The sequence below is a fragment of the Kiloniella sp. genome, from assembly GCF_965205715.1.
Classification (GTDB): Bacteria; Pseudomonadota; Alphaproteobacteria; order Kiloniellales; family Kiloniellaceae; genus Kiloniella.
In genome coordinates, this window is the sequence record NZ_CBDBHW010000013.1 from 514,600 (window position 1) to 538,176 (window position 23,577).

Below are 23,577 nucleotides of genomic sequence, written 5' to 3' on the forward strand. Positions count from 1 at the left end.
AAAATTTACCCCCACCAAAGCCCCGCATGTAGGGGCTTTTTTTGTTTTTGCAGCGCTTTGAATAGCCCGTCTCATCGGGCCTCCAGTGAGTTTTCGCCAGTCCCAGTTGACCCGCCCGCGTGGCGGCTAACCGCAACTGGAGACGAAAACCATGAGCAAAAACAACTATGAAGGAATCTATCCTTATGTCGTAAACCAAGTCCGTTATCACGCACGCAGCCTGATGCGGCACTCCGCCATTCATGGCGTAGAAGTTGAGGACCTCGAGCAAGAGCTGATGCTGGATTATTTATCCCGCAAGCAGGCTTATAACCCCGAAAAAGCAAAATGGTCGACCTTTGTTGACCGCATCCTAAACCACAAATGTGCCAGCCTCATTGAAGCAGCCCGCGCCCAAAAGCGTGGGTCCGGCATCAGTGATTTTTCACTTGATGCGTGGCTTGAGGATAAGGACGGCGAAGACAACGCCTTGCCTGATCCCGCAACCGAAGACCTGACCAGCCGCGACCTTCAAATTGACCTTGAACAAGCTATTCAGCAGATGCTGCCGCATCTGGCGTTGCTGCTGGTTGATCTGCGAACTCTCAGCATCAGTGAAATCTCACGCAAAACCAAAACCCCACGCTCAACCCTCTACGGGACGCTGTCCGAACTGCGCGGATCGCTGAAAGAGCGAGGCTTTGCGGAATATCTGCACTGAGTCGCCGACAGTTTTTGAGCCCTCTCGGTAAGTAACTCCTTGAAGGCAAGAAAACATGCCGGGTTCTCGCGGAAATACAAGACCTGAATCAGGGAATACCGCGACCGCTTTGCTCTTTGGGCGGCGTCAGAACCCGGCAGGTAGAGCCGACAAGACCAAAGAGCAATTTTTAACCGCTGATACCAAGGAGATCACGATGACGACAAAAACCTTACACGAAATTTTCGATGTGCCTGTCGGGCAACTCATCGAAATGGATGAAACCGAAATCCGCAATTTGCTGACAAAAGCCGAGCTTCTTTGCCGTTGGCTGCGTGGTGTTTTGCGCCTGAAAGCCAACAAAAAAGGAGGCAAATAATATGTTTAAAAGCAAACTCACTAAACTTTTAAAGGACGAATATCTCACTCGAGATTTGCCCAAAGAAATTACTGTTCCAGCATTAGGAGCAATACCAGAAACAAGCATTAAAAATCTAGAAGACGCAACGCTTGATGATCTGGCTTTTGCCGCTCAGGCATTAGATCTCGAAGTTGATGCAATCAATTCACGTTTATACGCCATTCGTCGCTTATATCGTGCAGCACGTTCCAAAGGCGCATTAGGCGCTGAAAATATTGTGGATGCACTCTCCCGCAAAGGAGGTGACCAATGAGCCTTCCTATCATCTCAGCTGATGAACGCTTGAAAGAAACCAAAGGCATCAAAGGATGCATCTTCGGTAAAAGCGGCATTGGCAAAACATCACTGCTGTGGACGCTTCCCGCTGAAAAGACGTTGTTCTTTGATCTTGAGGCTGGTGATCTGGCCATTGAAGGTTGGCAAGGCGACACCATTCGTCCGCGCACATGGCAGGACTGCCGTGATATTGCAGCCTTTATTGGCGGTCCAAACCCTGCCTTGCGTGATGAGCAGCCTTACAGCCAAGCCCATTATGATGCCGTCACCGCCAAATACGGCGATGCCAATAATCCAAATAATAGTGCGCTGGATAAATACGACACAATCTTTATCGACAGCATCACCGTTGCCGGACGCTTGTGTTTCAACTGGTGCAAAGGCCAGCCACAGGCATTTTCTGACAAAACAGGCAAACCTGATACCCGTGGTGCTTACGGCCTGCATGGTCAGGAAATGATCGCGTGGCTTACGCATCTGCAGCACACACGCGGCAAGAATATCTGGTTTGTCGGCATCTTGGACGAAAAGATCGACGATTTTAATCGCCGTTTCTTCCAGCCCCAAATTGAGGGCAGCAAAACCGCATTAGAGCTGCCGGGTATTGTCGATCAGGTCATCACCATGACCGAGATGACAAGCCCCGAAGGCAAGTCATTCCGCGCCTTTATCTGCCACACCATCAATGATGCCGGATACCCGGCCAAGGATCGCTCCGGTCGTCTTGAGCTGATGGAAGAACCCCATCTTGGTCGCCTTATGCAGAAGATTGCGGGCAAAGCCAAGCCTGCTGCTGAACGCCTCACGTTCTCGATTGAACAAGACGCGCCTGCCAGCAGCACCCCTGATTCCCAACAACAAAATAACGAAACACAAGGAGGCCAATAATGAGTTGGAACGATTTTAATAGTGCAGATGATCAAAGCGTATTTGATGTCATCCCCAAAGGAACGCTGGCTAAGGTCCGTATGACCATTAAGCCCGGCGGCCATGATGACGCGTCGCAAGGCTGGACGGCTGGCTGGGCCACGCGCAGCAATACCACAGGTGCCGTCTATTTGAACTGTGAATTTGTGGTGTTGGAAGGCAAATATGCCCGCCGCAAAATCTGGAGCCTGATTGGCCTTTACAGTGCCAAAGGACCGGACTGGGCCAATATTGGTCGCGCCTTTATCAAAGGGATTTTGAACTCCTCTCGCGGCGTGTCCAACAAGGATAATTCTCCAGCCGCCCAGAATGCCCGTCGTATCAACGGCCTTGGTGATCTGGATGGTGTCGAGTTTGCCGCCCGCATCGATATTGAGAAAGACCAGAACGGTGACGACAAGAACGTCATCAAACTGGCCATCACACCGGACAACAAGGAATACGCCTCTCTTATGGGCGCTGTATCCGGTGCAGCTTCCGCGCCGCAGCCCAATGGTGATCAGTCCGCATCTGCGAGTTCTGCCAGCAACCTGCCGTCATGGGCACAATGATAAGGGGGCGGCATGTTACTCAGACCAAGACAAAAGGAGCTCGTCTCCAAGACCGTTGATGCGCTTTATACCCACGGCAATACGCTTGCGGTCGCGCCAACAGGTGCAGGCAAGACGATCATGCTTTCAGCAGTGCTGGGACGCATGTTTGATCGCGATATTGAGCGTGCCTGCGTGCTTGCTCACCGTGATGAGCTGACCTTTCAAAATGAAGGCAAGTTCAAGCGCGTAAATCCATCGCTTTCCACCAGCATTTTTAATCGAATGAGAAAAGCTGGGATGGCCAAGTGGCCTTTGCCATGGTGCAAACCCTCTCGCGGGAGAGCAACCTGCAATCATTGCCGCCGCTTGATGCATTGGTCATTGATGAAGCCCATCACGCCCGGGCCGACAGCTATATGCGGGTGATTGAACACGCTCAAAACATCAACCCCAATTTGAAACTGCTGGGCATGACTGCCACACCTAACCGTGGTGATAAAAAAGGTCTGCGCCCAATCTTTTCCAACGTGTCAGACCAGATCACAGTTAAAGAGTTGATCGCTTCCGGCCACCTTGTGCCGCCGCGCACATTTGTCATGAATGTCGGTGTTCAGGAAGAGCTGAGCAAAGTCCGTAAAACCGCCCTTGATTACGATATGGGCGCGGTCGCCGACATCATGAACACACGCCCGATTAATGATGCGGTGGTTCAACACTGGAAGGAAAAAGCCGGAGATCGACAAACCGTCGTATTCTGCTCGACCGTTGAGCATGCGCGGGATGTCATGGCCAGCTTTATCAGCGCAGGCATCGCCACAGGCATGATCTGGGGTGATATGGGCGAAACAGATCGCGCTGATACTTTGGCAGCTTACGGCAAAGGCAATCTGCAAGTGATCGTCAATGTCGCGGTGCTGACCGAAGGCTGGGACCACCCGCCAACATCCTGCATCGTTTTACTGCGCCCAAACTCTTACAAATCCACCATGATCCAAATGATCGGTCGTGGTTTGAGGACAGTCGACCCGGCTGAGTTTCCCGGCATCATCAAAAAAGACTGTGTTGTGCTCGACTTTGGCACATCGACACTGATGCATGGCTCGCTGGAACAGGAAGTCCAGCTGGATGACCAGTTTATTGAAGGCGATGCGCCATATAAAGACTGCCCGGAATGCGGCGCTGATGTGCCGCTCGCCAGTAAGGAATGCCAACTATGTGGCTATGTCTGGGAAGGACAGCCCGAGGCTGACACCACGCAGACCGCTGATTTCCACATGACGGAAATTGATATCCTCAAACGCTCCAGCTTTCTTTGGTGCGATTTGCGCGGTGATGATCAGTATTTTATTGCAACCGGCTTTGAAGCTTGGGGCGGTGTCTTTTACCGCGACGGCGAATGGTACGCCGTTGGTGGCCGCAAAAATCATGCGGTTAAGCTCTTGGCTGCGGGTGAGCGTATTGTATGCTTCGCTGCTGCCGATGACTGGATCAACCTGTTTGAAACCGAGAGCGCTGCTCACAAAACCAAGAACTGGCTGCACCAGCCTGCCACCGAAAAACAGCTACGTCATCTCCCCCCTGAATATCGCAATGATTACAGCCTGACCCGTTACAAGGCTTCCGCGCTGATGACCATGCGTTTCAACAATACGGCCATCCGTCAGGTCATTGAAAACGGGAGGATCGCCGCATGATTGATCCCACAGATTTTGAACGTGATTGCATGAATAAGGCTCTGCGCCCCCTTGGGGAATATGTCGCCGAGATTGGCGCTGACAAAGCCTTCCAAGATTTAACCCGTGAGCAAGTCCTGACACTGATCGAAGTCGTTGTGACGGCTTACATGGACGAGCTTTCCAAAGGCGAGTCCATAGAAGATTTTGGGGAGATTCCATTTTAGATGCTTGATTTTAACCATTCGTCCGGGTTGGCTTGGGCGGCGGACGACAACATAAAATGCCCCAGTTTTACCGAGCGTGTGTCTGAATTAATTGATCAGGCATTGAGCGCGGAACATAAAGCCCAGCCAGAACGCGATTATCTGGGGGCTTCCCGCCTTGGGGAAAACTGCAGCCTTAAATTACAATACGAATATACGAACATCCCTAAAGACAAAGGCTTTTCCGGCCAGACCTTACGGATATTTGCCGCAGGGCATGTGTTTGAATATCTGGCCATTCGCTGGCTTCGTCTTGCCGGGTTTGAGCTCTTCACTGAAAAGCCGAATGGCTATCAGTTTGGATTTTCGGTCGCCGATGGTCGCATCCGTGGTCATGTTGACGGCATCATTAACGGCGCACCCGAGGCGCTGTGTCTGACATTTCCAATGCTTTGGGAGTGCAAGTCGCTCAATGCCAAGTCATGGAAAGATACTGTTAAACGCGGTGTTTCCAAATCAAAACCTGTTTATGCCGCGCAGATGGCAACCTACCAAGCCTATATGGAAGGCAGTGTGCCGGGCATCAGCAAAAACCCGGCGCTATTCACAGCCATTAATAAAGATACGGCAGAGTTGTATTTTGAGCTTGTGCCTTTTGATGCCAGCCTTGCTCAAAAGGTCAGTGATCGTGCGGTTACCATCTTAAAAGCAGCCGAGGTTGGTGAGTTACTGCCGCGCCATACCGCTGATCCTGAACATTTTGAATGTCGTTTCTGTGCCTACCGCAACCGCTGTTGGGACCAACTCATTGGAGAGGTGCTTGCATGACGACAAGCTGGTCCGATTTCAACGATGCGCCAAGCCAATATCTGGAATTCAAAGACGCCACTGTTCCCACGGATGATATCCGTCAGCAACTGATTGGGCGGCTGGATCAAGTCTTGTCTTATTTGCTGCCTGCAGGCCGTATCAAGCGCGGCGTGTATGAGATCGGCGATATTCAAGGCAGTAAGGGTGATAGTCTCAAGATTGAGCTCAATAGCGGTAAGGCTGGTATGTGGCATGATTTTGCCACGGGTGAAGGTGGTGACATCTTTGATCTGTGGGCGGCTTGCCACAATCTGGATACCAAACATCAATTCCCGCAGGTGGTCAGCTCAGCCAGTGAATGGTTGGGATTGTCTTCGCCCGCGCCGATGCCTGCTTCTCATAGTAAGCCTGTCAAACATATCCCCGAGGATGAGCTTGGCCCACATACAGCCAAATGGGATTATCTGGATGGTGATGGCAAGTTGATTGCCTGCGTCTATCGCTATGACACAGTCGACGGGAAAGAATTCAGGCCATGGGATGTGCTGGCAAAAAAGCACCGCGCTCCCACACCAAGACCGCTTTTTAACCAGCCGGGTCTCAAGGAAAACCAGCATGTGGTGCTGGTCGAAGGTGAAAAAGCTGCCGAAGCTTTGATGGCCCATGGCATTACTGCCACAACCGCGATGAATGGGGCAAAAGCCCCGCCGGAAAAAACAGACTGGTCCCCCCTCAAAGGCAAGCACCTGCTGATCTGGCCGGATCATGATGAGGCTGGCCACGCATATGCCGAGGCCGTCAACACATATCTGGGCTCGCAAGGGATTACGTCCTCACTCACCATTTTAGATGTGCCAAGCGACAAGCCTGAGAAATGGGATGCAGCCGATGCTGTATCTGAGGGCTTGGACATACGTGCCTTTATTGCTGAGTGCATCAAAACCAAAAAAGCCGCTGTCACCGCTGTGCCTGCCTTCACGGTTGGGCATTTTCTGGATGACACATCGCCCATGCCAGAAGATTTAATCCTGCCGCGTGTGTTAACGCCGGGTGGGCTGATGGTCTTCGGCGGTGCGCCCAAAGTCGGCAAGAGTGATTTTCTGCTATCACTGCTGGCCCATATGGCGGCAGGCGTTCCCTTCCTTGGCATGAAGCCACCACGCCCTTTGCGGATATTTTATCTGCAGGCAGAGATTGGCTACCACTATTTACGCGAGCGCCTACAAAACATGGCGTTTGATAAAAACCTGCTGCCACTGGTCCGTAAAAATCTGGTTGTCACACCGCAATTCAAGATGCTGCTCAATGAGCATGGTGTGGCTGCCACCTGTGAGGCCATTCGTAGCCATTTTAGTGATCTGGGCGTTGATATTATCGTCGTTGATCCACTGCGTAACGTGTTTGACGGCGGCGAAGGTGATGCAGGTGAAAATGATAATGCCGCAATGCTGTTTTTCCTTCAGCAACGGCTTGATGCCTTGCGCGATGCCGTTAATCCCGATGCCGGGATCATCCTTGCCCACCACACGCGCAAAATCCAAAAGAAACAGCTGGAAGAAGATCCGTTTCAGGCACTCTCAGGTGCCAGCAGTTTGCGAGGCTATTATACCACCGGACTGATCATGTTCCAGCCGGATGAAAACCAATCCTATCGCCAGCTGATTTTTGAACTGCGAAACGGGCCACGCCTGCGCTCCAAAGTGATCGATAAGGTCGATGGTGCGTGGCAAGAGATGGAATACAGCTCGGATCGTCTGGTGGGTCGCGACTATGGCCAAAAGCTGGATGCGGAGCGCCGTCGCAAGCGTGATGTCATCCTTGAAATCATCTACGCAGAATCCCGCACTGGCCGTGTCTACACCATGAACCAGTTTTGTCAGGCGTTTGAAAACCGCGCCGGACTTGGCGGCAAAGACACCATTCGCGGGCGCTTGGATGTGCTTTCTACCAAAGGCTACGTCAAGTTTTTCAAGGATGCAGACAATTACGGTCTGAGCAGTCCCTCTCGTACCAAATACGGCTTTTTGTGTGTTGAAGACATGCATCTGGGTACTGGTGAAGAGATGGTCGATCCACACACAGGCGAAGTCTCAGCCAAGCTGCAAGCGGTTTATCCAACCCATTACAAATGCCGCCAGACAGCCGCTGTGTTGCCTGTCGAGAACCCTCGTGTGTGGATTTATGACGAGGAGGATCAGGCATGACAAACCAGCCCCAAAACACCTGCAAAAACCAATTTTCCCACCCGGGAAAAATGGTCTATCGCGCTCCCAAACTGGAGCAGTTTCGGCCCAATCTGAAACTGCAGCAAATCTGCCAAAACTGGAAAACGCCAGCCATATCAAAGGTTTCAGCGCAGTTTCGGGTCAGATTCCAGTTTTGTTCATCCAGTTTCGTTCCAAACTACCCAAACTGGACGGAAAGCCTTTTATTTCAAGGCTTAGCCAGTTTGGAAGTGTTTAGGAAAAAGACTCCCTCTCCCTACGGGAGAGAGTGCCCCTATGGGGCAACTCTCCCCGGTCGAGGGTTTTGTGCGTGCTTATTTCATCTTTCCCAACAACCAAACAGGAGGTCTCCATGGAAAAAACCAATCAACCCATTTTGCTCAGTCTCGATCTGGGCACAGCCACCGGATGGGCGCTCTCAAACAAACATGGACGCATCATGAGCGGCACAGCGCATTTTCGTCCCCGTCGCTTTGAAGGTGGCGGCATGCGTTATCTGCGCTTTGAACGCTGGCTGAATGAAACCCGCGATGTGTCGGGCGAGATTAACGCGGTCTATTTCGAAGAAGTCCGCAGGCACCTTGGTGTGGATGCTGCCCATGCTTATGGCGGTTTTCTGGCATCACTCACCGCATGGTGTGAAGAGCACAGCATCCCTTACGAAGGCGTTCCGGTCGGCACAATCAAGAAGTTCATCACTGGCAAAGGCAATGCGGGCAAGACCGCTGTTATCGAAGCAGTCAAAACCCTCGGCCATCTGCCCGAAGATGACAACGAAGCCGATGCACTGGCTCTCCTGCATTTTGCCCGCGAACAAATGATGGGAGGCAAGTCATGAGACATGCCAACCGACTTTTGGAAGAAGCAACACGGACGCTGGCAGAGCGTGGCGAAAGCTATGGATCACCTCAACCGCTATTCGAAAACGTAGCCAAACGCTGGACACTGACGTTGGGCGTGGGTGTGAGTGCTGAACAGGTCATCACTTGTTTGATTGATCTGAAACTGGCGCGACTGAACAGCAGCCCCGGGCATCAGGACAGCATTCTCGACGTTGCCGGGTATGCAGCAATTTTAAACGAAATCATCAACAACAACGGAGGTGCTTATGGAGCATAACTGGACAGAAAAGGACGTGGCAGGTCAATTTGAAGAATCCATTTCAACTTTGAAAAAGCTACCGCCTGTGCGGGCGCAAGGCTATTTTAATGCGTGGCCCGAGATTGTCCGCACCCCAGAAGAGATTGCGGCAGGTGAACCCATGCCGCTTCGCTTACGTGCAACGCCTGATGCGATCTCACGCATGGAGCAAACACTACGCTGGATCACATGGGTTGATGTTGAAGAGCGTCGCTTGATCTGGCATCGCGCCGCACGCAGACGCTGGAAAACAATTTGCTGGGAGCTGGGCTGTGATCGCAGCACAGCATGGCGCAAGTGGAATATTGCGCTGGCAAAAATTGCTGCTCGCTTGAACGCAGGACAGAAGTAAAGTGTTGCAACACTTTAGTATTCGACACTTGCAACATTTTTGGCTACTATAAGAACCATAATCGGCAGCAGTGTAAGCACAGGCAGCCGTCAAGAATTCAAGCGAGCCGCCATCAATCTGATTGCGGCTTTTTTGTTTCCTCACACCGCTCATTTACCGATGCTCCTCTCACATACCAAGCCACGGGTCCTTCCTGCGGCTGGAACGTATGCGGGCGGGCTGGGCGCAGTATTTCGCTAGCGTCAGGGCAGCAAAAGAGGTTCGCAGTTCGCACCCGGGTTCGCACGTCACTAACACAAATCATGTTTCGTTGACGATTGTTGCGGTGAATATCCGCAAATATTTTGAACTTTTTCATACGGCCAATGCCGTGCTCTACGCCAATGCGTAGTTTCGAATGCCATGTATTATATTTTTGCTCTTCTTTCGTAAGTGGTTTTTTCTTTGATGTTTTCAAAGGTACTTCCAGTGTTGTCCCCACATATCCTAAATTTCCAAGGGCAAGGACATCAGGTGGCCGCTCGACGCGGGTCCCGACCCTGTGGGCCAACGCATCCACCGTTGCCCGCTTGCTCTCTGGCTGCGACAGGCGCGCCAGCACCAGTTCGCGCAAAATGCGCTCGAGCACCCATGCGAGCCAGGCTTCGGGATTGACGTTGTTCATCTTGGCGGTTTCGATGAGGGTGTAGGCTATGGCTGTTCGATCATCGGGGAACCGCCATAGAACGCCTCCATTTGCCGCGCGTTTCAACCTCGGTCGGGACATCCCCAAGCGCAAGGGTAACTGCGGCCAGGTTTTGCCGCCGTTATTGTGAAGCGGGCTACTCATTCAAGTCAAAACTGGCTGCATCCAGCAGTTTGATGAATTTTTTCTTCCTCTCATGCCTGACACGGAGTGCGGCGAGGTGGTTTCTGAACTTTTGATCTTTTGGGGAACGTTTGAACGCGTCAAGCAGTAATGCCATTGCCTGAATGTATGCTGGAGAGTTGCACCGGAGAATTAGCTCCTCGATTTCCCGCCAGTTGGTTTTTTCCTGATGCGCAGACATCGCAGATTGACGTTTGGTCTTTGCCATGGGTTTTTTCGGCAGAGGCGAGGCAAGATTCTTGGACGTCCTCGATTTCTTTTTGTCTTTTCCAACCTGTTTTGGCGTTGCCATGTCCAGGTCACCAGCACTCCCTTCCGCCATGTCCAGACCGAACAGCGCGGCTATGTCGTCAGACTCAAGCACCTTACCGGCGTCAGGGGCTTTTTTCTCTATAGGCACTGCCGTATCAATATAGGTTATCAGGTCGGCCTCATCCACCGCACGCAAGTGGAACAGCAACTCCGGTTTTTCATCTAACCGAGAACCGATACCGTACAGCACCGCTGCAACGTGTTTGCACATATACGCGTAGTCGGGACAGCTGCACGAAAAATCAATCTCGGATGGTTTGGGAAACAGCCCCTTGTCCTGGCGGCAAAGACGCTCCATGACCCCCTTGCTGAAGCGTCCCTGCAACAGCTCCACCAGGGAATCAATGCCGCCCGCGCAATCTTTGCATATGGCTTTCCATTGTGTCTTTGGCATAGCCGCGATAGCGACTGAGACGTTGTAGATCGACGATCCGCTGACCATTGCCTGCACCTTCGTCTCAGAGATTTGCAGATCAATCACAGAACCGTTGCGCACATAGGTGCGCCCGCGCGGCAACCGGTTTTCGAAATCGTGATAGTTTTCCAGATTGTCGCACCACGATTTACCCCAGAAAGTGCTTGTAATCTTGCGCCCTTCTATTTCTATTGGCGCAACTATATGCCCTTTTTTGCGTAATTTTTTAACTTCGCGAGCCGCTTTTTTACGACGCTCTGCAACCGTCACATAGGGTGCCCATCCTCCGTAATAGGGTGACATTGTTTCAGTCCTTCAGTGCGGTGTTAAGATCAAGGGTGACGAGACGTAGCAATGCATCATCCTTCATCTCAGTCAGGTTAATTTCGCCGGATCCGGTCAACAGATCCTCGGACAGTCGCTTCTTTGCTTCAATCATACCGTCAATTTTTTCCTCGACCGTTCCCTGACAGACAAATTTGTGCACCAGCACGTTTTTTTTCTGCCCTATGCGGAAGGCCCGATCTGTGGCCTGGCTCTCTACGGCAGGATTCCACCAGCGATCAAAATGCACGACATGTGATGCCGCCGTCAAGTTCAAGCCTGACCCTCCCGCTTTCAGCGACAGGATGAAAAATGGAACGTTCTCGTCTTCCTGGAACATCCGCACCATATCTTTGCGTCTTTTTACCGCCGTTCCACCGTGCAGAACCAAGCCAGGGCGGCTAAAGACCCTTCCTAGTAATGTTTCCAAGGGGGACGTGGTTTCTTTGAATTGAGTGAATACCAGCATCTTCTCCTGACGTGCCGCAACGACCTCGGCGATTTCACGTAAGCGCGCGAACTTTCCGCTATCCTCCTCAGACCAGCTACCGTCTTTCAGCCACTGGGATGGATGGTTGCAGATTTGCTTCAGGCGCATCAGGGTAGCCAGCACGATGCCCTTGCGCTGTATCCCTTCGGTCGCGTCAAGCGCCTCTGCCAGATCCGCTACCGTTTGCTCATAAAGCGCTGCTTGCTTTCGGCTCAAGGCGCAGTGTGCCTTGATCTCGGTTTTGTCCGGCAGATCGGAGATGACTGACTTATCGGTTTTCATCCGGCGCAGGATGTAGGGGCGCACCAAATCACGCAATGGACCATAGGGATTATGGGGGCGATCCGTTAGTGTTCTGGCGTAATTGGTGAACTGCATGGACGTTCCGAGAAGCCCTGGATTAATGAAGTCAAAGATTGACCAAAGGTCGCCCAAGTGGTTCTCGACTGGGGTGCCGGTCAACGCAATTCGCGCGGTTGCCGCAATGGACTTGGCCGCCTTTGTTTGCTTGGTTTTCGGGTTTTTGATCGCCTGGGCTTCGTCAAGGACAAGCAGGCGCCAGTTCGTATCCACCAAAACCTCTGACCGCAGGAGCGTACCATAGCTGGTGATTGCCAGATCAAAACCAGTAAACTGATCCGGGGTCAATTGTTTCATCCGTTCTGCAGTCAGAGCCGAAGGGTGAACAATCAAAGCCTTTAAACCGGGGGCGAAGCGTTCGATTTCAAGCATCCAGTTGGCGAGCAACGAGGCCGGTGCCACCAACAGGCTTGGTTGTCTGTCCTTGTCTTTCTGCTTCAGAATTAAAAGCAGCGACAACACCTGGATCGTTTTTCCGAGCCCCATGTCATCGGCAAGGCAGGCCCCCAGGCCCAGCCCGCTCAACAGATGCAACCATTGCACCCCCGCCTTTTGATAGGGGCGAAGCGTTCCCTTGAGTGCCGGGCCGGGCGTAACGTCTTTGCCGTCGGGGCTACGCAACGCTTTTAGTGTCCTGGCGAGAAAAGGCCCTGCGCACACATGAGACCAGTCGGAAACGTCGCTACCTTCGCCATCTTCGGTGATTGTGGCCCCGGCAAGCATACGCATAGCCTCGGCAAAGGTGAGGCCGGTCTCCAGCGCCAGGGTTTCCACTTCCTTGAATTGCCGCAGTGCACGTTCCATACGTTCGCGGTCAACTTCCACCCATTGACCGCGCAGCATGACCAGTGATTCAGTCCCCGCGAGCAGGGCGACAATCTCATCTTCGCTGAGCGGCTCCCCCTCAAGCATCACCTCTGCCTGGAAATCAAGTAGCCCATCCAGCCCCACAGCGGATGGCGCGCCCGCGCCAACCGTTGCCGTAACCTTGGGCCGCAGGGGACGTTGGGCGCGCCAGGCGGATGGCATGCGTATGATTACGCCAGCACTTTCCAATTCGGGCACGCTGGCGAGAAATTGTGACGCCTCCGCCACCTCCCAACGCAGGGGATGAAATATTTCACCCGCATCAACCATCGCCTTCAGCCAGTCACAGGTTTCGGCGGCACGTTGCACCGGTACCAGGAGCGACAGCAGCTTGTCACGGTTAGCTGCCCCTGAATATTCGCTCAATGCCTGGCCGAGCGGGACATGTTGGGCCGTGGCTTGCGCCGATAAACCCGTGGTGTAGGTCGCCAGGAAAGCAAACGGCAGATCAGGATCGCGCCGGTTTTCTGCCAGATTAAAATGTACACGCCCGACGACGTTCCAGGCCGGGTTCAGACTCCTGAGAAATGTTTGTGTGTCCGTTTTGGCCGCAGACAGAGAAGTGGCAAAAGCCTTTCCCATTTCCTGCCAGAGTGCCTTTAAAATGTCATGGCTCAGGTACTCCGCACCCGGCATCATCGGTGCCGTCAGCACCATAGTGGCGAGTTCACTGTCGTTCGGCAGTGGCATAATGAAGGTCGGATCCGATGGGTGCTGACACAGCCCCGCCACATACCGTACCGCGAAATCACGCCACCAGCCTAGGAGGGGCGGCAAAGCCTGCCCCACCTCCTCCGCGCCCAGCCACATGAGGCCGCACCCTGAACCTTTGGTGAAGGTTTCGATCATCCGCTCTGCAACTTTGCCTTCCAGAACGGGAAAGTCCTCGGCGTATTCAGGGACAAGATGTCCGTGCGGAGTCAGGCGCAGGCCCAGACGGGGCGGGTCCTGTCGCAAAGATTTTCCCAGCCCCTGTTCTTCTGGTTTGAGCGATTTTGCGTGACCTGTGATCATGCTGGGCTTCTCTCCTTGCGCTCAGAATACGCAGATGATCCGTCCCATTGCTCCGACAGCGCCTCAGCCTGTTGCAGCACCGTCTGAATGGCCGCATCTTGTAGATCAGGCGGGTACCCGTGTCGGCGCAATATTCGTTTCACCAGAACCCGCATCCGCGCTCTTGCGCTCTCACGCCGCGACCAGTCGACGGTGCTGTTAGACTTCAACCCCTCAAGGAGTTCATGCGCGATGATCTTGAGCGAATCATTTCCCATCACATCAACCGCGCTCTCGTTTTGTGCCAGCGCATCGTAAAAAGCGATTTCATCAGCGGACAGGCCTTCTTCCTCACCCCGTCCCCTCGCTTCGCGAATATCGCGGGCAAGGTTGATCAACTCCTGCAAGACCTCGACCGTGCTGATGGCATTGGTGTGATAACGCGCCACCGCTTCGGCCAACCGGTCAGAGAACTGCTTACTCTCAACGACGTTCGATTTGCTTCGCGACGAAATTTCATCATTCAGCAGTTTCTTCAGGGCTTCCAGTGCCAGATTCTTTTTTTTCATCTGCAGTATCTCCGCCAAAAACTCATCCGACAGGATGGATATGTCGGGGGATCTCAGCCCCTCGGCGGATAGAATATCGACGATCTCGGTTGAAACCACTGATCTGTCGATAATTTGCTGAACTGCCAGCAATCTGTCTGCGGTCGAGCCCCCGGAAGCCTGAGAAGATTTTACCAGTGCGGCGCGAATGGTCTGGAAAAAGCCAACGTCAACTCGGATGTCTCGCGCCTCGTCGCTGGCGGCAGCAAGGGCAAAGGCTTTTGACAGCGCCAGAACGGCGTCCCGATACCGTCGGTGTGCTTTCTTCTTGGCCTCGTCGGTTGTTTCTTGTTCGGCGGCTTCGTGTTGTTTAGATAAAATCCAGTCCATTGCACCGGCCATTACGGTCAACCGCTCTTTCGGTGTCCCAGCCAAACCATCACTGTAATCAAACCCATGAAACATGTCTTGAATGATGCCAAATCGTTTGAGCATCTCGGCAACGGCTTCGGCTTCATTGATGCCGGCCTGCCTTTGGTCGTTCTCCGAATATTGGCCAACCGCGTTTTTCAGATTCTGGGCAATGCCGATATAGTCCACCACCAGCCCTGCGGGCTTGTCGCGAAACACTCGGTTCACACGGGCAATTGCCTGCATCAACCCGTGCCCCTGCATCGGCTTATCAACATACATCGTATGCATCGACGGCGCATCAAACCCAGTCAGCCACATATCCCTCACAATGACGATATTTAGCGGGTCGTCCGGATCCTTGATGCGCTTTGCCAACAGGTCGCGGCGGGCTTTATTGCCGACATGGGCCTGCCAGTCCGACGGGTCGGATGCGGAACCAGTCATAACTATTTTGACCGCGCCTTCCTTGTCAACGTCAGAATGCCATTTTGGGCGCAGGGCGACGATCGCGTTATACAGAGCCACACATATCCGGCGGCTCATGCAGACGATCATGGCTTTACCGTTCATGGCCTCCACACGGCATTCAAAATGCTGCACCAAGTCGTTAGCAACCAGCTTCAGGCGCTTTTCGGCCCCCACCAACGCCTCTACGGTGGACCATTTCCGCTTGAGTTTTTCCTGTTCGTCCAAAGCCTCGTCTTCGGTCAGGGCCTCTATTTCGGCGTCAATCCGGGGTTTTTCAGCCTCGGGCAGTTCTATCCGTGCAAGGCGGCTTTCGTAATAGATCGGCACTGTCGCGCCGTCTTCAACCGCTCGGGTGATGTCGTAAATGTCGATGTAGTCGCCAAACACAGCGGGAGTGTTCACATCGTCTTTCTCAATTGGCGTTCCAGTGAAGCCAATGAATGAGGTATTGGGCAGTGCATCTCGCAGGTATTTAGCAAATCCATAGGTGATATCGCCAGTTTTGCGGTTAACCTTGGGCTTTAGCCCATACTGGCTACGGTGGGCCTCGTCCGCTATGACAACAACATTGCGCCGCTCCGTCATCTTCGCATCCGAGAACTTCTGAATTGTGGTGAATATCACCCCTCCCGCAGTCCGGTTCAGCACGCTCTGCAAATCATCTCGGCTTTCGGCCTGCACCGGGGTCTGGCGGATCAGGTCGCGGCACATGGAAAAGGTTGCAAACAGCTGATCATCCAGATCATTGCGATCAGTCAAGACCACCAGCGTCGGGTTCTCCAACTCGGTCCTACGCATCAGTTGCCCGGCAAAGAAGGCCATCAGCAGGCTCTTGCCTGAGCCCTGCGTATGCCAAATCACCCCGGCCTTTCGGTCGCCAGTTGCAGAGGTTGCACGCAGCGTGCTTTCCACCGCCTTCAGTACCGCGTGAAACTGGTGATAGCCCGCAATGATCTTGATGATTCCGGTCCCGCTGTCGCCAAACACTGTGAAATCGCGTATCAACAGCAGGAAACGGCCTTTTTCAAACACGCCCTCGATCAGGGTCTGTATTTCCGGGCTGCCTTTGGGGGCAACGTCACGCCCATCCGTTGTGCGCCACGGCATGAAGCGTTCTTCATTGGCCGTCAGGCTGCCAACCCGCGCCAGCATGCCATCCGAGGTCACCAGCACCCCATTGGTGCGAAACAGCGCAGGGATCTGCACCTTGTAGGTCTGCAACTGGTTGTAGGCACTGGTCAGGGTCGCAGATTCGGTGCCGGGGTTCTTCAACTCGATCACCGCCAACGGCAAACCGTTCACAAAAACCACCACGTCTGGGCGCCGCTTATGGCCGTGCTCTATCACCGTCAGTTGATCGACAACCAGCCAGTCATTGGCATCCGGGTTGTCGCAATCCAACAGACGAACTTTGTCGCCGCGGATGGTGCCGTCCTCGGCGTAGAATTCCACATCCACGCCCTCGATCAGTGCACGATGCAGTCGGCGGTTTTCTTCGATCAGAGAGGCGCTTTCAGCTCCCATGATCCTCTTGGTCGCCTCCTCCCGCGCATCGGTAGGGATATGGGGATTGAGCCGTGCGACAGCCGATTCCAAGCGGCCAACCAGGATCACATCGCCATAGGATGCCCGTTCGGGGGCTGTGCCATCCGGGCCGATCACAGAATCGGGTATGTGCTCGTAACCAAGCTCTTGAAACTGTTCGAGCAATATTTGTTCAACGTCATCCTCGGATAAAAAACTGGCCATCAAAAACTACTCCTGTCGTCCCAAGACGAACTCTGCCCTTTCTCGGCGCAACATTTCATATGGGCTGATGCAATGAAGCGCCAATCCTATGCAGGCATTGGGAATTTTTATTTTCCTTGTTGAATTTGCAGGAACCTCGTGGGTGACAATTGTATTTTCATGCGCCAAGACATGAGAGACGAGCCAATAATCCGCTACTTGCAGGAATGTAGCGACAGCCGCTGGCTCATAGCCTTGACCGCTCGCCCAGGCACTCACAGTGCCAAGAGCGGGTAATACGACGTCATCCGCAGGTAAGAAAAATGCGGGCCCACGATCCTTGGCCCAAGAAGTAAGCTCGTCTTCTCCTGCTGCCAATTCATCGGCGACTTTTTCGATGCTTGCCACGGTTCCCCCACCGTTTTGAACAACCAGCCATTCCCAAAATGCTGGACAAAAATCGAAGCCGTAGTGCAGGTTTTTTGCCTGAATGAAGACGTTGGCATCGAGAAGATATCGGGTCACATCATCACCCCGACTTCCCGCCCGAGATTATTGAACGTCTCGGTTTTCTTCACGCCCAGCATACGGAATGCGTCGCGATACAGCGTCTGCCCTTCCAGTGTGCTGACAACCAGCGCTCTGGCAAACCGTTGACTTACACGCGAAAGGGTGGTCCGGTAGAAATCCCCGCCTCCGTTGGATCGTTGCTTGATTTCTCGCAGCCGCTCCACCTCAACTCGCCAAGCAGTATTGAACGCGGGGCGATCTAGGGCACCGGCATCCAGAAGACGACGCAGGATAACCAGCGTGCTTACCTTGAAGTGCCTTGCCAATCGACTGAGCGTCTGACCGAGAACTTCACCATCGCGGATTTCAGCCCGGACGGCGGCGAGCGGGGCAAGAAGTTCAGCCGCAACCTTGTTGCACCAGACCTCTTCGCGCCGGTATCCGGTCAGAGGGGCCGCGCTCGCGTTCGACAGGGCCGAAGCGCCCAGCCAGATATGCGCAAGTTCGTGGGCCAGGGTGAACATCTGTGCCGCTTTGGTGTCCGACCCGTTGATGAACACCAATGGTGCCCGATGGTCAACAAGGGCGAATCCTCGGAACTCTTCGATGTCCAATGGCCTGTTGTTGCTGCTGAAAACGACGCCGCTGATCATCACCAGAATACCAGCCTGATCGGCCTGACGAATGAACAGCCGCAAGGCATCGGTCCAGGTGCCACAATCGCGACGCTCCTCCACACTGAAGCCCAGCGCTGCGTGGATGCGCCCGGCCACATCTTCGGGAGGCATATCCAGCGTTGCGCTTCCGACGAAACCCAACTCCGGGTCTTGGTAAAGGCGAGCGAAATCGGCATACCAGCTCTGGCGTTCCTGGCAGGCATAGATCATTTCCAGAAGGTTCGGACTCGGTCGCGCCAATTGCCGCCCATCGACGGTGCGAAAATCCGGGATCGGCAAGGGTTCGTCCGGTGGTTCGGACAGAAACAGATAACCGATCGGCACATGCACCGCCTTGGCGAAATTCTCCAGCTGCTTCAGTGTCGGGTGCACTTCTCCTTCCAGCCATTCCGGAAACTTGGCAAACCGCGACTGCATATCGTCCGGAGCCATCCGGGCGCGTTCGACCGCCCAGTTCAGAATCTCCGGTCTGACCTCAACACGGGTCATGCGACTTCTTCCTCCTCAGGCTCTGCCTCGCGGCAGGCGTTTAGGGCCAGTTTGTAGGCTTCGCGATCGACGCCAAACTGCAACTGCGCCGGCGAAATAGCCAGCGGGATTTCTTCGTTGTTGGGACGCCTGACCGTGACCAGCAATCCGCCTTCTTCATCCGCTTCTGCCACAAGCGAGCTGTGCGCGTCTATCAGGGCGTTCCCTTCGGAAAACCTCTCGAACGGTTCCAGCGTCAAAACCGGGTAGGGTTCGCGTTCCAGATAGGCCTCAAAAAGAAAGGTGATGATCGCATCTGCGGCGAGAATGGCGGCGCGCCGGTGGTGAGTCGGCAGCTTGGCTACGAACCCGTCCTTGCCGTGCGATTCCGTTCCGCCCTCGTTGCGCAAGACACGCAGGGCGTCGGCCAGCTTGTTGTGCTCGCGGATCAGGTTCGCGAAAGCCCTGTCGCGTATTTCGCCAAGCTCCAGTGCACGTGTGGCCAGCCCCAGCAGCTCGCCCAGCGCAACATCGCTTCGAGTCGGCTTCAGCGGCGATGCCGGATCGTCCAATTCTTCGATAATCAGACGGCACGCACATTCCACCAGACCCTTGGCGGCATCGATACAGGCGTCACTGTCGCGGACAAGCTCGCTTTCCAGCGTTGCAAACGTCTGCTGCAACATCGGCGCGTGGGACCAATGGGTGCAAAAAGCGCGGATGCCCGGGGTCCAGTCAGCGCTCATCCCGCATCCCCCACCAGTTCTTCCGCCCCGCCCACGCGGATTTCGCCGGACATGAGCTTGGGCAAGAGGAGGTCGCGCAGAGCGGCGAGGGTTTGGGATTCTTGTTGGTTCGTAACGATTCTACTATTCAGTAGGGATGCTATGTCCTGAAAGCGATCAGCGACTGCTTTGGAGGGTTTAACACAAGGTTGCTTCTTGAGCGTGGTTTGCGTCAACAGTGGCTGGGTGGACCCACTATTTAGGGCCTTGAAATCCAGCATTTGAATGCTTTGGAAAAGTATCTCATTAAAACCATCATGCGGGAACAGGCATAGTGCATTGTCCGAGACCCAAACATTCCCTTCCACGCGATAGACAGTACCAAGTGTGCCAACACGGCCCGTAATGATTAACGGTTGATCAAAGAGAGTTTGATTGGTGAACCAACTAACACCGTTGCCACCCCAAACTGGAATAGAGTTCACTTGATCAGGAGAATTTACCTTAACAGGCGGACGTTTACCGCTCTTAATGTCACACAAACTCGAGATTTCAGTGACTTCCCATCTCTCCGGCATGCCATCCTCTCCCAGACTTGCCGGAAACAGCGGGGCGAGGGTGGCGGCTGTTAGGGGTTTATTGGTCGATATGCCAGACGCGGAACCGGTGCCCACTTCCGCTGACCTATCTTGGGCGGGAAAGGCTTGGCCCATGATGGCCACCGGATCGGTTGCGCCCGCCGTCTGGCGGCGGGTGGGGCCGAAATCGACGAACCAGTCCTTGAAGATCACCCGCGCCATGGCCTCAAGCGTCTCATTCATACGGCGGTTGAGGTCGATCTTGTCGTCGAGAGAGCCGAGGATAGAGGCGATGGCGCGCTGTTCGGGGAGTGGGGGTAGTTTGATATCTACAAGTTGAAACGTATCCCTTGTTATGGTGTCGAAGACAGCACCGTGCGCGATATTCTGTAAGTTCAGAACTATACCTTGCAGCAAATAAAAAACGTAATCATTCGTCGTGAATTTAGTATTGGCATTTATCCCGTAGCAGGATTGATTAAATGCCATTGGGTGCGCTATTTGTGCAAGAGCCCCCACGGTACCACGCGCGGAGATAATTATTTGCCCTGGCTTTAATATTTTTGTGCTACTGTTATTCAAACCATCTTCAGTTATCGTTTCTTCTACAGAACAAACATAACGTTTGTCGTCGTTGAAATCTTTTACTGAAAGCCATGGGATATCCCCGCCCCAGTAATCGGGACGGCTACGTTTTGGTGTACCACCACCGATCAACTCGATTACATCTGCAAGCCGGTGATTAGCCCACTCACCCATCACTTTTTTGTTCAACGAAAACACGACCCTATCCTCATCAATCAACGCCCGAAACGACGGCGCAATGGCGTTGAGGTCGAGGACATCCACCTTCCAGGGCAGGTCGCTCTCCCTGAAGTCCTCCGCGAGGTCAGCGACAAGCGCGCTAGGCAATATTCCGGGCCCCTCCAACGCCAGATCGAGGTCGGAATAGGGTTTTGCCAGCCACTTTGCCCGGCTGCCAAAGGCCCAGACCCGGACGCCTTTTGGCAGCCGTGCCCGCAGAATGTCACGAACCAGCGCCTCATGGTCGGGGCGAATATCGATAGGTTGACCACTCACGCTGCCCCCGTTCGTTTACGGAGTTGTTTTAGCAAGTAACGCGCCTCTTCCAGAAAAGTCGGAATTTGGGCGATAACCAGTAAGGCTTTTTCCTCGTTATAGGTATGGCTGGTATCAGTTCTTGACTGTCGATATCCCTTCCATTCTTCCCAGTCATTCAACAACAGCCCTTGTTCGTTACCCATGCGTATCAGATCCTGAAAGACCATGTCGTCGATATCGCCCGGAGTGGGTGCCGCCATTTCCAGATACCGTTTGAGGCTCTTGTGGGCGAGTTCATAAGTGAACTCAAACCGCTGGATGACCCCATCCCGGATCAAGGCATTGTCCGGGTGTTCTCCCAGAGTATCCAGACCCTCAGTGAAACGATCAATAGCATTGGCAAAAGACGTGATATCCAACTTGACCGCCATATTACATTCCGACCTTTGCGATCTGCGCGCGGATTGTATCCGTCAGCTGATCCGATTCCGCAAACTGCATCTCCAGTGTTGCCTGCAACGCAGCAAAGCGCTCCGCAAACGGCGTATCGTCCTTGGCCGAGGCCTCCACGCCCACGTAGCGCCCCGGTGTCAGCACATGGTCATGCGCGGAGACTTCTTCATGTGATGCGGATTTGCAGAAACCCGGTATATCTTCATAATCCATTCCTTCGCGCCAGCGATGATAAGTATCGGCAATTTTTGCAATGTCCTCGCCAGAGAACTCCCGGCGCGTGCGATCCACCATATGGCCAAACTTGCGGGCGTCGATGAACAGTATCTTACCGCGACGGTCGCGCAATCGCTTATCCCGCGCGATGCCGTTTGATTTGTCTTTGGCCAGAAACCACAGACAAACAGGTATTTGGGTTGAATAGAACAGCTGCCCCGGCAGGGCGATCATGCAGTCAATCACATCACCTTCAATCATCGCGCGGCGGATGCCGCCTTCCCCTGATTGCTGGGAGGACATAGAGCCGTTAGCCAGCACCACCCCCGCTGTGCCGGTTGGGGCAAGGTGGTGCAGAATATGCTGGAGCCAGCCAAAGTTGGCATTCCCTTTGGGAGGCACCCCATATTTCCAGCGCACATCCTCGCGCAGGCGATCCCCGCCCCAGTCCGAGATATTGAAGGGTGGGTTGGCAAGGATATAGTCGGCGCGCAGGTCCGGAAGTTCATCTTTGTGGAACGAGCCTTCGGAGTTCCACTTGATCTCGGCGTCAATACCCCGCACAGCCAAATTCATCCGACACAAACGCCATGTGGTGTGGTTGCTTTCCTGCCCATAGATGGCAATGTCGCCAATGCGGCCCTCGTGGCTTTCGACAAAGCGTTCGGATTGCACGAACATGCCGCCGGAGCCGCAGCACGGGTCATAGACCCGGCCCTTATAGGGTTGCAGCATCTCTACCATGGTTTTAACCACGGAACGGGGCGTGTAGAACTCGCCGCCGCGCTTGCCTTCGGAGCCTGCGAACTGACCGAGGAAGTATTCATAGACCCGACCCAGAACATCGCGTGCCTCGCCGTTGTCAGCTTTGAGGCCAATATTGGCGATCAGGTCGATCAGTTCGCCCAGCATGATGGCGCTGAGCGATGGCCGAGCGTATTCCTTGGGCAGAACGCCCTTGAGCGAAGGGTTGACCTTTTCGATGGCCAGCATCGCGTCGTCGATGATCTTGCCGATCTTGGGTTGCTTGGCGCTTGCCTGCAGGTGCGACCAGCGGGCCTCCTTCGGCACCCAGAAGATGTTGTCGCCCAGGTAGACATCCGCGTCTTCGGCTTCCTCCGGGTATTCGGAGGCCAACAGTTCGGCGTGCCTGTGCTCAAAGCTGTCCGAGATGTGTTTAAGAAAGATCAGGCCAAGGGCGACGTGCTTATAGTCTGACGGTTCCATATTGCCGCGCAGCTTGTCGGCAGCCTTGAACAGTTCATCCTCAAAACCCAGAGGTGCACCGTTGTTTTTCTGTTTGGCCATCAGCCATCACTCTCCATTTGCGACGGAGAGATATTATCCCCTGTCAGTTTTTCAAATTCCTCAACCGCCAAAACAACCACCACAGGGCGACCGTGCTTTTCAACAACAACCGGCTCTGCACGAGCAAGGTCAATCAATCGGCCGAACCGGAGCTTGGCCTCGCGGGCCGGAATTACCTTCATGGGAAGTCTCCCCCTATGCTGGAGAAATAATGGTCATAATAACCCCATTCGTCAATCGGAAATTATCATCGTGAAATTATCATCGGAAATTGACACACCCTTCGCAGATTGAGCCCTGGAAAATGCCGTGTGGGCTTGAACCGTCCTATTGTCTGGCTTCATGTGTAGCGGACCTCAGGTTGTTTGGGTCAGGCCCCGGCTTTTGATCAAATGAGCTCAAGCTCTTATCTCTCGCTTGCCGGGATAGATAACCTCAGTGATGCGCAGCGCGCCGAGGCTGAAGCGGTGCTTTTGGGGCGGGGTGAAGCGATTTCCTCGCTTGCTGCGGTCGAACTTACGGTTGGCGATGACAGGCGCAATCCGCATTGC

The 23,577-nt window shown here is 53.9% G+C and carries 25 protein-coding genes; 13 read left to right on the forward strand and 12 right to left on the reverse strand.

The window, feature by feature from the left end; genetic code table 11:
* The first annotated feature begins 151 nt into the window (after positions 1-151).
* The 13 genes from ACOGW3_RS13715 to ACOGW3_RS13775 all read left to right on the forward strand — a co-directional run bounded on the left by ACOGW3_RS13715 (position 152) and on the right by ACOGW3_RS13775 (position 9,242).
* A complete protein-coding gene (locus ACOGW3_RS13715) occupies positions 152-700 on the forward strand; it encodes a sigma-70 family RNA polymerase sigma factor (protein WP_419903495.1) in 549 nt (182 codons plus the stop codon).
* Between the two features lie 55 nt (positions 701-755).
* Positions 756-1,058, forward strand: coding sequence for a hypothetical protein (locus ACOGW3_RS13720; RefSeq protein WP_419903496.1), 303 nt, complete (start codon positions 756-758; stop codon positions 1,056-1,058).
* A gap of 1 nt (position 1,059) precedes the next feature.
* Positions 1,060-1,353, forward strand: a complete 294-nt coding sequence (locus ACOGW3_RS13725; RefSeq protein WP_419903497.1) for a hypothetical protein — start codon at positions 1,060-1,062, stop codon at positions 1,351-1,353.
* Entirely contained in the window at positions 1,350-2,264 is a 915-nt protein-coding gene (locus ACOGW3_RS13730) for an ATP-binding protein (protein ID WP_419903498.1), read from the forward strand. Before ACOGW3_RS13725 ends, ACOGW3_RS13730 begins: the two co-directional genes overlap by 4 nt.
* Complete coding sequence (locus ACOGW3_RS13735; RefSeq protein ID WP_419903499.1) at positions 2,264-2,854, forward strand: hypothetical protein; 591 nt, start codon at positions 2,264-2,266, stop codon at positions 2,852-2,854. Before ACOGW3_RS13730 ends, ACOGW3_RS13735 begins: the two co-directional genes overlap by 1 nt.
* A gap of 12 nt (positions 2,855-2,866) precedes the next feature.
* Entirely contained in the window at positions 2,867-3,262 is a 396-nt protein-coding gene (locus ACOGW3_RS13740) for a DEAD/DEAH box helicase family protein (protein WP_419903500.1), read from the forward strand.
* Positions 3,154-4,530: a DEAD/DEAH box helicase gene (locus ACOGW3_RS13745; protein WP_419904055.1), complete on the forward strand. Its 1,377-nt coding sequence runs from the start codon at positions 3,154-3,156 to the stop codon at positions 4,528-4,530. Before ACOGW3_RS13740 ends, ACOGW3_RS13745 begins: the two co-directional genes overlap by 109 nt.
* Complete coding sequence (locus ACOGW3_RS13750; protein ID WP_419903501.1) at positions 4,527-4,736, forward strand: DUF6511 domain-containing protein; 210 nt, start codon at positions 4,527-4,529, stop codon at positions 4,734-4,736. The genes ACOGW3_RS13745 and ACOGW3_RS13750 overlap by 4 nt, the downstream gene beginning before the upstream one ends.
* Positions 4,737-5,543 (forward strand): hypothetical protein, encoded by an 807-nt coding sequence (locus tag ACOGW3_RS13755; protein ID WP_419903502.1) that lies wholly within the window; start codon positions 4,737-4,739, stop codon positions 5,541-5,543.
* On the forward strand, positions 5,540-7,729 hold the full coding sequence (locus tag ACOGW3_RS13760; protein WP_419903503.1) for an AAA family ATPase: 2,190 nt from the start codon (positions 5,540-5,542) through the stop codon (positions 7,727-7,729). The genes ACOGW3_RS13755 and ACOGW3_RS13760 overlap by 4 nt, the downstream gene beginning before the upstream one ends.
* A gap of 373 nt (positions 7,730-8,102) precedes the next feature.
* Positions 8,103-8,588, forward strand: a complete 486-nt coding sequence (locus ACOGW3_RS13765) for a crossover junction endodeoxyribonuclease RuvC (RefSeq protein ID WP_419903504.1) — start codon at positions 8,103-8,105, stop codon at positions 8,586-8,588.
* Entirely contained in the window at positions 8,585-8,869 is a 285-nt protein-coding gene (locus ACOGW3_RS13770; protein ID WP_419903505.1) for a DUF6378 domain-containing protein, read from the forward strand. The genes ACOGW3_RS13765 and ACOGW3_RS13770 overlap by 4 nt, the downstream gene beginning before the upstream one ends.
* A 16-nt stretch (positions 8,870-8,885) precedes the next feature.
* Positions 8,886-9,242: a DUF6362 family protein gene (locus ACOGW3_RS13775; RefSeq protein ID WP_419903506.1), complete on the forward strand. Its 357-nt coding sequence runs from the start codon at positions 8,886-8,888 to the stop codon at positions 9,240-9,242.
* A gap of 112 nt (positions 9,243-9,354) precedes the next feature.
* Here the strand turns inward: ACOGW3_RS13775 and ACOGW3_RS13780 are convergent, their stop codons facing one another.
* The 12 genes from ACOGW3_RS13780 to ACOGW3_RS13835 form a co-directional block, all read right to left on the reverse strand.
* Entirely contained in the window at positions 9,355-9,993 is a 639-nt protein-coding gene (locus tag ACOGW3_RS13780) for a transposase domain-containing protein (protein ID WP_419903507.1), read from the reverse strand.
* 70 nt (positions 9,994-10,063) lie between these two features.
* Positions 10,064-11,107, reverse strand: coding sequence for an SWIM zinc finger family protein (locus ACOGW3_RS13785; RefSeq protein WP_419903508.1), 1,044 nt, complete (start codon positions 11,105-11,107; stop codon positions 10,064-10,066).
* Between the two features lie 37 nt (positions 11,108-11,144).
* Positions 11,145-13,892 (reverse strand): DEAD/DEAH box helicase, encoded by a 2,748-nt coding sequence (locus ACOGW3_RS13790; protein WP_419903509.1) that lies wholly within the window; start codon positions 13,890-13,892, stop codon positions 11,145-11,147.
* The gene (locus ACOGW3_RS13795) at positions 13,889-17,050 is read right to left on the reverse strand and encodes a type I restriction endonuclease subunit R (protein WP_419903510.1); all 3,162 of its coding nucleotides are present in this window, start codon (positions 17,048-17,050) and stop codon (positions 13,889-13,891) included. The genes ACOGW3_RS13790 and ACOGW3_RS13795 overlap by 4 nt, the downstream gene beginning before the upstream one ends.
* 6 nt (positions 17,051-17,056) lie before the next feature.
* The gene (locus ACOGW3_RS13800) at positions 17,057-17,554 is read right to left on the reverse strand and encodes a DUF4411 family protein (protein WP_419903511.1); all 498 of its coding nucleotides are present in this window, start codon (positions 17,552-17,554) and stop codon (positions 17,057-17,059) included.
* Positions 17,551-18,705: an ImmA/IrrE family metallo-endopeptidase gene (locus ACOGW3_RS13805; protein WP_419903512.1), complete on the reverse strand. Its 1,155-nt coding sequence runs from the start codon at positions 18,703-18,705 to the stop codon at positions 17,551-17,553. Before ACOGW3_RS13805 ends, ACOGW3_RS13800 begins: the two co-directional genes overlap by 4 nt.
* The gene (locus ACOGW3_RS13810; RefSeq protein WP_419903513.1) at positions 18,702-19,430 is read right to left on the reverse strand and encodes an abortive infection family protein; all 729 of its coding nucleotides are present in this window, start codon (positions 19,428-19,430) and stop codon (positions 18,702-18,704) included. The genes ACOGW3_RS13805 and ACOGW3_RS13810 overlap by 4 nt, the downstream gene beginning before the upstream one ends.
* Positions 19,427-21,067 (reverse strand): restriction endonuclease subunit S, encoded by a 1,641-nt coding sequence (locus tag ACOGW3_RS13815; RefSeq protein ID WP_419903514.1) that lies wholly within the window; start codon positions 21,065-21,067, stop codon positions 19,427-19,429. The genes ACOGW3_RS13810 and ACOGW3_RS13815 overlap by 4 nt, the downstream gene beginning before the upstream one ends.
* On the reverse strand, positions 21,064-21,480 hold the full coding sequence (locus ACOGW3_RS13820; RefSeq protein ID WP_419903515.1) for a nucleotidyltransferase substrate binding protein: 417 nt from the start codon (positions 21,478-21,480) through the stop codon (positions 21,064-21,066). Before ACOGW3_RS13820 ends, ACOGW3_RS13815 begins: the two co-directional genes overlap by 4 nt.
* A 1-nt stretch (position 21,481) precedes the next feature.
* Positions 21,482-23,026 (reverse strand): type I restriction-modification system subunit M, encoded by a 1,545-nt coding sequence (locus ACOGW3_RS13825; RefSeq protein WP_419903516.1) that lies wholly within the window; start codon positions 23,024-23,026, stop codon positions 21,482-21,484.
* On the reverse strand, positions 23,026-23,208 hold the full coding sequence (locus tag ACOGW3_RS13830) for a type II toxin-antitoxin system Phd/YefM family antitoxin (protein ID WP_419903517.1): 183 nt from the start codon (positions 23,206-23,208) through the stop codon (positions 23,026-23,028). Before ACOGW3_RS13830 ends, ACOGW3_RS13825 begins: the two co-directional genes overlap by 1 nt.
* Positions 23,209-23,424: 216 nt before the next feature.
* Positions 23,425-23,574, reverse strand: coding sequence for a hypothetical protein (locus ACOGW3_RS13835; protein WP_419903518.1), 150 nt, complete (start codon positions 23,572-23,574; stop codon positions 23,425-23,427).
* Positions 23,575-23,577: the final 3 nt, after the last annotated feature.

Coding starts and splice junctions, on each gene's coding strand:
- ACOGW3_RS13745 (WP_419904055.1), top strand. CDS start 3,154: ATGGTGCAAACCCTCTCGCGGGAGAGCAACCTGCAATCATTGCCGCCG.
- ACOGW3_RS13825 (WP_419903516.1), bottom strand. CDS start 23,026: ATGGCCAAACAGAAAAACAACGGTGCACCTCTGGGTTTTGAGGATGAA.
- ACOGW3_RS13760 (WP_419903503.1), top strand. CDS start 5,540: ATGACGACAAGCTGGTCCGATTTCAACGATGCGCCAAGCCAATATCTG.
- ACOGW3_RS13730 (WP_419903498.1), top strand. CDS start 1,350: ATGAGCCTTCCTATCATCTCAGCTGATGAACGCTTGAAAGAAACCAAA.
- ACOGW3_RS13725 (WP_419903497.1), top strand. CDS start 1,060: ATGTTTAAAAGCAAACTCACTAAACTTTTAAAGGACGAATATCTCACT.
- ACOGW3_RS13715 (WP_419903495.1), top strand. CDS start 152: ATGAGCAAAAACAACTATGAAGGAATCTATCCTTATGTCGTAAACCAA.
- ACOGW3_RS13795 (WP_419903510.1), bottom strand. CDS start 17,050: ATGGCCAGTTTTTTATCCGAGGATGACGTTGAACAAATATTGCTCGAA.
- ACOGW3_RS13740 (WP_419903500.1), top strand. CDS start 2,867: ATGTTACTCAGACCAAGACAAAAGGAGCTCGTCTCCAAGACCGTTGAT.
- ACOGW3_RS13750 (WP_419903501.1), top strand. CDS start 4,527: ATGATTGATCCCACAGATTTTGAACGTGATTGCATGAATAAGGCTCTG.
- ACOGW3_RS13830 (WP_419903517.1), bottom strand. CDS start 23,208: ATGAAGGTAATTCCGGCCCGCGAGGCCAAGCTCCGGTTCGGCCGATTG.
- ACOGW3_RS13770 (WP_419903505.1), top strand. CDS start 8,585: ATGAGACATGCCAACCGACTTTTGGAAGAAGCAACACGGACGCTGGCA.
- ACOGW3_RS13790 (WP_419903509.1), bottom strand. CDS start 13,892: ATGATCACAGGTCACGCAAAATCGCTCAAACCAGAAGAACAGGGGCTG.
- ACOGW3_RS13820 (WP_419903515.1), bottom strand. CDS start 21,480: ATGGCGGTCAAGTTGGATATCACGTCTTTTGCCAATGCTATTGATCGT.
- ACOGW3_RS13765 (WP_419903504.1), top strand. CDS start 8,103: ATGGAAAAAACCAATCAACCCATTTTGCTCAGTCTCGATCTGGGCACA.
- ACOGW3_RS13835 (WP_419903518.1), bottom strand. CDS start 23,574: ATGCGGATTGCGCCTGTCATCGCCAACCGTAAGTTCGACCGCAGCAAG.
- ACOGW3_RS13805 (WP_419903512.1), bottom strand. CDS start 18,705: ATGACCCGTGTTGAGGTCAGACCGGAGATTCTGAACTGGGCGGTCGAA.
- ACOGW3_RS13735 (WP_419903499.1), top strand. CDS start 2,264: ATGAGTTGGAACGATTTTAATAGTGCAGATGATCAAAGCGTATTTGAT.
- ACOGW3_RS13810 (WP_419903513.1), bottom strand. CDS start 19,430: ATGAGCGCTGACTGGACCCCGGGCATCCGCGCTTTTTGCACCCATTGG.
- ACOGW3_RS13755 (WP_419903502.1), top strand. CDS start 4,737: ATGCTTGATTTTAACCATTCGTCCGGGTTGGCTTGGGCGGCGGACGAC.
- ACOGW3_RS13720 (WP_419903496.1), top strand. CDS start 756: ATGCCGGGTTCTCGCGGAAATACAAGACCTGAATCAGGGAATACCGCG.